The organism is Thermococcus sp., assembly GCF_027011145.1.
Lineage (GTDB): Archaea > Methanobacteriota_B > Thermococci > Thermococcales > Thermococcaceae > Thermococcus.
Map to the genome: position 1 here is coordinate 22,319 of NZ_JALVAO010000026.1, position 7,339 is coordinate 29,657.

7 protein-coding genes are annotated in these 7,339 nt (G+C 49.0%); all 7 read left to right on the top strand.

All coding sequences use genetic code 11. From position 1 onward, the window contains the following. The first annotated feature begins 746 nt into the window (after positions 1–746). On the top strand, positions 747–1,385 hold the full coding sequence (locus MVG27_RS02560) for a DUF257 family protein (RefSeq protein ID WP_297548524.1): 639 nt from the start codon (positions 747–749) through the stop codon (positions 1,383–1,385). Between the two features lie 3 nt (positions 1,386–1,388). Continuing rightward, positions 1,389–2,855 (top strand): methyl-accepting chemotaxis protein, encoded by a 1,467-nt coding sequence (locus MVG27_RS02565; protein WP_297556101.1) that lies wholly within the window; start codon positions 1,389–1,391, stop codon positions 2,853–2,855. A 3-nt stretch (positions 2,856–2,858) separates the two neighbouring features. Continuing rightward, complete coding sequence (locus MVG27_RS02570) at positions 2,859–3,614, top strand: hypothetical protein (protein ID WP_297548528.1); 756 nt, start codon at positions 2,859–2,861, stop codon at positions 3,612–3,614. Between the two features lie 101 nt (positions 3,615–3,715). Then, the gene (locus MVG27_RS02575) at positions 3,716–4,330 is read left to right on the top strand and encodes a MarC family protein (RefSeq protein WP_297548530.1); all 615 of its coding nucleotides are present in this window, start codon (positions 3,716–3,718) and stop codon (positions 4,328–4,330) included. A 57-nt stretch (positions 4,331–4,387) separates the two neighbouring features. Further along, positions 4,388–5,695 (top strand): histidine--tRNA ligase, encoded by a 1,308-nt coding sequence (hisS, locus tag MVG27_RS02580; RefSeq protein ID WP_297548532.1) that lies wholly within the window; start codon positions 4,388–4,390, stop codon positions 5,693–5,695. Between the two features lie 215 nt (positions 5,696–5,910). After that, positions 5,911–6,204, top strand: coding sequence for a hypothetical protein (locus tag MVG27_RS02585; protein WP_297548556.1), 294 nt, complete (start codon positions 5,911–5,913; stop codon positions 6,202–6,204). 54 nt (positions 6,205–6,258) lie between these two features. Then, the coding region (locus tag MVG27_RS02590; RefSeq protein ID WP_297556104.1) for an alanine--tRNA ligase-related protein at positions 6,259–7,339 on the top strand (1,081 nt) is incomplete at its 3' end.

Here is a 7,339-nt window from a genome sequence, read left to right on the forward strand (position 1 = left end):
GTCGCATTTTTGAACTTGTGCTAATAGTTAATATTACGAAGGGGTTAAAAGGGTACTGGAGTAAATCCTTGATACTTCTAGAGGAGAATAATTGTGAGAAGAGCGTCTACCATTGTTTCTCTTATGAGTGTCTTACTTATAAGTGTCTTAACTGTGGCTTAAGCTCTTTCGTGAAAATGGGTGTTGTTATCAAAGCCAGTGGTCTCAGGATTCAGCATTTCAGATGCATGGTCTGTGGGAGAACCTTTACCGAACTGGAGGGAACGCCTCTAGAGGGGTTTCACGACATTCGTTTTGCCCTCGTAGTTGCTTATCTTTATCTATGCCTCTGAATGGAACCCGGAACAATAACAAGAGCGACAGTGCATTTGTATTCGACTGTAATAAGGCTCGTTACAAGAATAAAAATGAAAAAATTTTCAAAGAATTGCTTGTTTTTCACTTGGTGTTACATTAGGAACGGATTGTTACTTTAGATGACAATTTTTGTTGGACCCAGCTAGGGATTTATTTTGTTCAACATTATGTGTCTTAGTCCTTCTGCTAGAGGTTAGGATTTCAATATTTTAAAGATTCAGTTTCGAATCCTTAAACATTTTTTAGAAGTATTGTTTATGTGTTTTATTTTGTAAAATTTTTAGTTAGTTTTGGAAATTGTTGTGAAATTTTTATAACAATAGTATACAAAAATACTTAAAAATGTTACCCTTATATTAAAAATCATCACAAATGGAGGGGGATGTGGGGTGGGAATCGCAGAGATAGTGATGAACCGAAGGACTAGCGCCCTAGTTGAGCACACCTCTGAGGACATAGTAGGCTATGTGTTTTTCAAGTTCCTACGCGGAATCATAGACTATTACGATGGTTCAATGGACATAGTGGTAACGGATTTTGTTGATTCTCTGCCAGTGTACCTTCATCAGGCCGAGCTTCTTGGCTTGGACGTTGACTTTATAGGCAACATCTCAGTCATCAAAGTTGGAGGCAAAATAAACGTTGGAAACGTTCTCTACAAGGTGCCAATATCCCCGTATCCAGTTTACAAGACCCGCTATGAGGATGCACTGTCCAAGATAGTTGAGAGCAGAGCCGGTAGGGTTCAGCTCAACGTCCAGCTAGGAATTGAGATGGTCATGAATCTCTTTGACAGAAAGGAGCTGATTGAGCAAATACATGACATCGGGCGTCAGATAATCCAGAACAAGGACGTTATCAACGTGGTATTTGTCAATGTTGAGGCCGTTGAAAGGGCCTCCTCTGAGGCTCTGCCCCTCTTGAGGGTCATGTTTCCTTTGGTCTTTCAGCTTAGGGGCGGAGGGGAGACGTTTACCGTTAGGAAGAGCGTCTTTCCAAGACTCAGGGGAATAAGCGGGGAGGTATGAGTCGTGAACTTCAGGAGGAAACTTTTCCTTTCCATTGCCCTCCCCCTTGTTCTTGTGCTTATCAGTGCAATCCTCACCCAGCAGTTTGCCGTGAGAGAGCTCACGAGGTCTTTGGTGTCGTCCGGAGCCTCTGTGCAATTTGCCCTCAACTCCCACGAGCGTGTTCTCTGGATGAGCGTTGGAGTAATGGCTCTCACTGCCCTCGCCTCTGGTGGGATGGCTTATAGGTTAATGAGTTCTGTTCTTGAGCCCGTTGTAGAGGTAACGCGTGTTGCAGGTGCAATATCTGAGGGCAGGCTTAAAGAGGCGGAGAGAATGATAGAGAGAATCAGTTATCGTGAGAGAGATGAGATAGGCAGACTCCTTGATGCATTTAGAGTCATCTCAACCGATGTCCTTGAGACGCTTGAGCTCATCGCAGAGAGAATGGAGAAACTTGCCGAGGGTGACGTTTCAGAAGAGCTGACGGCCCACGCCAAGGGTGACTTTGAAGAAATCCTCAACTCAATGCGCTCCGCGATTGGAAACATGAAGAATCTTATGGTAACCGTTAAGGAGCTCGCCATGACCCTTGAAAACCGGGCTGATGAGCTCACTAGGATTACATCTGAGATAAGCGAGGCCGTTAACCAGGTCGCGGAGGCAATAAGTCAGGTTAGTGTTGAGGCCCAGAGACAGCAAGAGAGTATAACTATGGTGATGGACAGCGTTAATCTAACGGCTGGTCTGACCAGGAAGACCCTAGATGCAGTTGAAGAGTTCAGCGATGTTGTCAATGAAGTCCTCACCATAGCACGCGAGGGTGAGGAAAAGGGTGATAAAGCAATCTCTCAGATTGAGCAAATCCAGAGTTCGATGCGTGCCATAAGCGAGGCCGTTTCAGAGGTCGCCGACAGGAGTAGGCGGATTGACGAGATAATTAATGCCATCAGTGCCATCGCGGAGCAGACAAATCTTCTGGCGCTTAACGCGGCTGTTGAAGCCGCCCGGGCAGGAGAGCTTGGGAAGGGTTTTGCGGTCGTTGCAGATGAGATTAGAAAACTTGCAGAGGAGAGTAAGCAGGCGGCGGAGCGAATAAAGAGTATAGTCAGCGAGATTCAGGATAAAGTAGAGAACGCCGTCGTTGAGACAAGGAATGGCTCAAAGGTGATAGAAGAGTCTGTTGACTTCCTGAGGGAGACAGTGGGTTATCTAGTAAACATTGGTGAACTCTTGGGGGATGTAGAGGAGCGCTTCTCTGAGCTCAAGTCTGAGATAGAAAAGACAAGCGAAGAAGTGGAAGAAGCCAAAAATGCTCTTGAAAACCTCGCCGCGAGTGCTGAGGAAACTACAGCCAGCGCTCAGCAGGTCAGTGCGAGCGCCCAGGAGCAGGCTGCTGCCTTAGAAGAAGTCAAACGAAACATCATTGATTTAAGAAGAATAGTTAGTGAGTTGAGAAATACTGTAGATTTTATTCGGGTGGAGGGCTGAGATATGGAACATGTATTTGAAATGGATGTTATTGGGGAGCTCATCATAGGTAGCTTGGAAAATGGTTCTGTAACTTCTATTCTCTATGATGCATACTCTCTAGGATGGGTACTCGGCTTTGAGGTCTTTAGAATATTGTTGGAAGAGGGTTTTTTTGGGGTTATTCACAACTACTCTCTCCCAGTTCCAAGGCTCGTTTCCCGAGCTTCGTTCATGGGACTAAACATTACAGAGCTTTCTAAAAAGAACTCCCTGAGAATAATCGATGTGTTCGGGTCCCGTTATGGCATACCAATATCCGACCCTTACGTTATTAGAGTGGATAACCCTAGTGAAGACACACTAACACCAAAAATTGAAAGAGTATACCAAAATAATATCTATCCGATTTCGGGGAGTAGAAGGATAATAAAGCTAATTTATACTCTTGATGGGACGGTTGTAATGTTTGGTGAAAAACCAACGCTTAGGCTTCTCAACTCTGAGGTCGCTTTCCTTGCTAGGGAATCTGTCAGTCGGAAAATTTCAACGATACTTCTCCTCAATACTGACGTTGTCTCAGAACGTCTCGTGGCTTGGGTTTCCAGTATATCTGATACGATGGTTGCTTTCAGGTCGAGTATAAAAGATGACGTTCTTGTGGAACGGATGCTTATACTCAAAACACCAAGTCCAAGCTTTGAACCTATGACATATGAATTTAGGATATCCACAGAGAATGGAAGGGCACATAATCTTCACTTTGAGAGGCTTAATTAGCTCGGCCAACCGAGTGCTCATCACGACTCAGCCAGTGCCGGTTTCGTCATCGCCTTTAAAAGTTGGCATATCTTTTTAAATCGCTTTCCCCAGATTCCACCATGAGCGAGCTTTCCACGATACTCAGCTCTGCACTGCTCATGCTAATCATGATAGACCCGAGCGATAAGATACTTCTGGTTACGTTTCTCCGCGAGGACTTCCACATAGAGGATATAAAGGCCCTCATAATCCGGGCGAACCTCATAGGTTTCCTCCTTCTGGCAACCTTCGCGATAGCGGGTCAGATAATCCTTCAGGAGATTTTTCACATCAACATAAACGCCCTGAAGGTAGCGGGTGGCTTCGTTCTCTTCAAGATAGGTCTTGAGGCCCTCGAAGGCGGTGGAATGTTCACCCTCAAGAGGGAGAGGGACATACTGGCTCTGGCGGCGGTTCCAGTAGCGATGCCCCTCATAGCCGGTCCAGCGGCCATAACCGCGGTAATTACACTCACCGCAGAATACGGCTACGTTGTTTCCCTCTCCGCTACGGCCATAGCGATAGCGCTCGTTGCCATCTCGATGTTCATAGCTCTCTACATGATGAAGTCCGTGAACAAGACCCTGCTGAGCGTTACAATCAGGATAATAGGCCTCTTCATAATGGCCATTGGAGCGCAGATGATGGTCGAAGGCGTCGTTGGAATCTACCTCCTCATGACCTCCGCCGGGTGAGGGTCTCGGGATAACCTTATTAACATCAAAATCTCTTCTTCCGAAAAGGTGAGAGACATGAAGGTAGAACGCGTTAAAGGGACGAGGGATTTTCTTCCCGAGGAGATGGCGAAGAGAAGGTGGGTCTTCGAGAGAATACGCGAGGTCTTTGAGCGCTACAACTTCACCGAGGTTCTCACCCCGACATTTGAATACACGGAGCTCTTCAAACTGAGGAGCGGTGAGGAGGTTGTCAAACAGCTCTACGCCTTCCTCGACAAAGGGGGAAGGGACATCTCTCTCAGACCGGACATGACGTCGAGCGTCGCCAGGCTCTACGTAAACTCATTCCAGACCGCTCCAAAGCCGATAAAGTGGTACTACATAGCCAACATGTTCCGCTATGAAGAACCCCAGAGCGGTCGCTACCGCGAGTTCTGGCAGGCCGGGGTGGAGCTCATCGGTAGCGATAAAGTTGAGGCCGATGCTGAGGTTATAGCGCTCTTCGTTGAGAGCTACCTCTCGACGGGTCTGGAGGACTTCACTGTGAACATTGGCGACAGGATTCTTCTCGACGAGTTCGCAAAGATGCTCGGCGTTGAGGACGACATAGGTTTGATGAGGCTCATAGACAAGAAGGACAAACTCTCCAGGGAGGAGTTTGTTAAAGCCCTGAGGGACTTCGGGCTGGACGAAGAGGGTGTAGAGAAAGTCCTCTCGCTGATTGAAATCAAGGGAAATCCAGATGAGGTCCTTCCAAAGGCCGAAGAGCTTTTTAAGAGTGAAGAGGCCAGGGCCGAGATTGGCAGGCTCTACGAGCTGGTTGATTTGCTTGACTCCTACGGTGTCTCAAGGTGGATTAGGATAGACCTCGGAATCGCCCGCGGTTTCGACTACTACACGAGCGTTGTCTTCGAGGCAATAGCGCCAAACGACATCGGAATCGGTTCGATTGGCGGTGGTGGACGTTACGACAACCTCATAGAGGTCTTTGGTGGAAAACCGACTCCCGCAACTGGCTTCGCCATCGGCCTTGAGAGGCTAATCCCAATCCTCGAGTGGAAGGGCCTTATTCCCGAGGTCAAGCTCAGGCCAGACGTTTACGTAATTCCCATCGGGAACGAGAGGGAAATCAAAAAGACTGCGGTTGAGGTACTCTCCGCTCTGAGGAGGGCGGGAATCAAGGCCGACATCGAGCTGACGGGGAGGAAGCTCAGGAAAGCCCTCGACTATGCGGGCAGGCTTAAAGTGCCCTACGTTGTCCTCATCGGCAGGAGGGACCTTGAGAAGGGCAACGTCACAATCAGGGACATGGAGAGCGGAGAGCAGATTGTTGTGAAGAAGGAGGAAGCAGTCGGCGAACTCACGAAACTGCTGGGAGTTTAGAGCTTGAATTCCCTTGCCTTCCTCTTCATTCTCCACTCCTCGAGTTTCCTCACGAAGGGACATCTGGAGCGCCACCTTTGAAAGGCCCTCTTTATAACACCGCACACGCGAACCACCAGAGTTTATAATGGATAACCGTTAAAATCCTTTGTGCCGTAGGGATGATGAGTCTGGAGCCCCCTGAGAAGTGATGAGGTTTCGCGGGGCTGACCGATATGAAGAGGCGCCTCTGCAAGGAATACATTCAGGAAATTGAAAGGCTCGAACGTTCAATCCGCGAGCTGGAGGAGGAGATAATAGAGCTGAGGATGCAGTTGAGGCTCAAGGTTGACGAGGCCAACAGACTGGCCATAGAAAACGAGAGCCTCAGACACAAGCTCGAGCTAGCGAAAAGACGGGAGGCCTACCTCATTGAGCTCCTTCAAAAGCTCAAGAGACCCGTGGTTCTTGTTAACCCCGAGGAGTTCGAGGACGTTGATGTCGATTTGGATCCCGACTTGAGGGACTGAGAAAACCTTAATAGGACTCCTCCTTTTCTTAAGTCAGTTCAAGGGGTGAAAGTTATGAGCATGGACATGACGACGAGGATGTTTAAGGAGGAGGGCTGGATTAGGAAACGCTGTCCGAAGTGCGGTAAGTATTTCTGGACGCTCGACCCCGACAGGGAAACCTGTGGCGACCCGCCCTGTGACGAGTACCAGTTCATCGGAAAGCCAGGAATACCTAAGAAGTACACCCTCGACGAGATGCGCGAAAAGTTCCTGAGCTTCTTCGAGAAGCACGGTCATGGCAGAGTTAAGCGCTATCCAGTTTTACCACGCTGGAGAGACGATGTTTTACTCGTCGGAGCAAGCATAATGGACTTCCAGCCGTGGGTTATAAGTGGCGAGGCGGACCCGCCCGCGAACCCGCTCACGATAAGCCAGCCTTCAATTCGCTTTACGGACATCGACAACGTTGGAATAACGGGAAGACACTTCACGATATTCGAGATGATGGCCCACCACGCCTTCAACTACCCGGGCAAGCCGATATACTGGATGGACGAGACGGTTGAATTAGCTTTCGAGTTCTTCACCAAGGAGCTCAAAATGAAGCCCGAGGACATAACCTTCAAGGAGAACCCCTGGGCCGGCGGAGGAAACGCCGGGCCGGCCTTCGAGGTGCTCTACCGCGGTCTTGAGGTGGCTACCCTCGTCTTCATGCAGTACAAGAAGGCCCCAGAAAACGCCGACCCGAGCCAGGTGGTTGAGATAAAGGGCGAAAAGTACGTCCCGATGGAGACGAAGGTCGTTGACACCGGCTACGGCCTTGAGCGTTTAGTGTGGATGAGCCACGGGACGCCAACGGCCTACGACGCTGTCTTAGGTTACGTCATTGAGCCCCTCAAGAAGATGGCCGGTGTGGAGAAGATAGACGAGCGCATTCTGATGGAGAACTCCAGATTGGCCGGAATGTTCGACATCGAGGACATGGGTGATTTACGCTATCTCCGCGAGCAGGTGGCAAAGCGCGTTGGCATAACCGTTGAGGAGCTTGAGAAAGCTGTCAGGCCCTACGAGCTCATCTACGCCATAGCGGACCACACCAAGGCCTTAACCTTCATGCTGGCGGATGGAGTGATTCCCTCCAACGTGAAAGCTG